This window comes from Neisseria sp. P0021.S006, from assembly GCF_051956895.1.
Genome location: NZ_JBQCWZ010000289.1, coordinates 1 through 1,617 on the forward strand (window position 1 = coordinate 1; position 1,617 = coordinate 1,617).

2 protein-coding genes are annotated in these 1,617 nt (G+C 52.9%); both read left to right on the forward strand.

The window, feature by feature from the left end; all coding sequences use genetic code 11:
* Positions 1 to 496, forward strand: a 496-nt coding sequence (locus ACTHUM_RS13425) for an iron chelate uptake ABC transporter family permease subunit (protein ID WP_440403104.1), incomplete at its 5' end; no start/stop codon positions are given.
* Complete coding sequence (locus tag ACTHUM_RS13430; RefSeq protein ID WP_440403105.1) at positions 486 to 1,457, forward strand: iron chelate uptake ABC transporter family permease subunit; 972 nt, start codon at positions 486 to 488, stop codon at positions 1,455 to 1,457. The genes ACTHUM_RS13425 and ACTHUM_RS13430, both read left to right, overlap by 11 nt.
* Positions 1,458 to 1,617: the final 160 nt, after the last annotated feature.

The following is a 1,617-nucleotide window of genomic DNA, read 5'->3' on the forward strand; positions in this document are numbered from 1 at the left end:
CGCGTATGAAAACGAAATGCTGCAAATGCTCGGCGTGTGGCAACAGGGCGATTTTTCCGGCGTGTTGCTCGGGCGGTATGAGCTGTTGTGGGCAACGGGAATTTTGGCTTTGTTTGCCTATTTGATTGCCGACCAGCTGACGATTTTGGGTTTGGGCGAAACAGTAAGCGTAAACTTGGGGCTGAACCGGACGGCGATTCTGTGGTTGGGGTTGATTATTGTGGCGCTGATTACGTCTTTGGTGGTCGTGACGGTCGGCAATATTCCGTTTATCGGCTTGGTTGTGCCGAACATCATTAGCCGTCTGATGGGCGACAAACTGCGCCAAAGCCTGCCTGCGGTGGCCTTGCTGGGCGCGTCTTTGGTGTTGCTGTGCGATATTGTCGGACGCGTGATTGTGTTTCCATTTGAAATTCCGGTCTCTACGGTTTTTGGCGTGATGGGGACGGTTTTGTTTTTGTGGCTTTTATTAAGGAAACCTGCTCATGCCGTCTGAAAAAAATATCAGTTTTATGGCAGGAAGCAGCCGTCCGTTGTGGGTCGCCTTTGCGCTGTTGCTGGTTTCCTGCGTCCTGTTTATGACGCTCAACGTCAAAGGCGATTGGGACTTTGTCTTGCACCTGCGTCTGACCAAGCTTGCCGCACTGCTGATGGTCGCCTATGCGGTCGGCGTGTCCACGCAACTCTTCCAAACGCTGACCAACAATCCGATTCTGACCCCTTCGATTTTGGGTTTCGATTCGCTGTATGTGTTTTTGCAGACCTTGCTGGTGTTTACGCTCGGCGGCGTGGGCTATGCTTCCCTGCCGTTGACGGGAAAATTCGGCTTTGAACTGATCGTCATGATGGGCGGCTCGCTGCTATTGTTCTACACGCTCATCAAACAAGGTGGACGAGATTTGTCGCGTATGATTTTAATCGGCGTGATTTTCGGGATTTTGTTCCGCAGCCTGTCGTCGCTGCTTTCGCGCATGATTGATCCCGAAGAATTTACCGCCGCGCAGGCGAATATGTTTGCCACCTTCAATACCGTCCACTCGGAATTGTTGGGTATCGGCTCAGTCGTGTTGCTCATCAGCGCCGCCGTGATCTGGCGCGAACGCCACCGCCTCGATGTTTACCTGCTCGGCCGCAATCAGGCCATCAATTTGGGCATCAACTACACGCGCAACACCTTATGGCTGCTGTTGTGGATCGCCGCATTGGTTGCGACTGCGACCGCCGTTGTCGGCCCGGTGAGCTTTTTCGGCCTGCTGGTTGCTGCGCTGGCCAACCACTTTTCCCCGTCGGTCAAACATTCCGTCCGTCTGCCCATGACTTTTTGTGTCGGCGGCATCCTGTTGGTCGGTGGGCAAACCATCTTCGAACACTTCCTCGGCATGCAGGCCGTATTGAGCGTGGTCGTCGAATTTGCAGGCGGATTGGTATTTTTATATTTGGTGTTGAAAAAGAAATAAATTAAACGTGCCCAAACGCTCGCAAAAATAAACTCAGGCCGTCTGAAACCTTCAGACGGCCTAAGCAAACCCATAAAGGACAACCCTCATGACACAAGAACGCCTCCCTTCATTCTTCGATGACGCCCCGACCATTACCGTCCAAGACGCATTGGCCGAC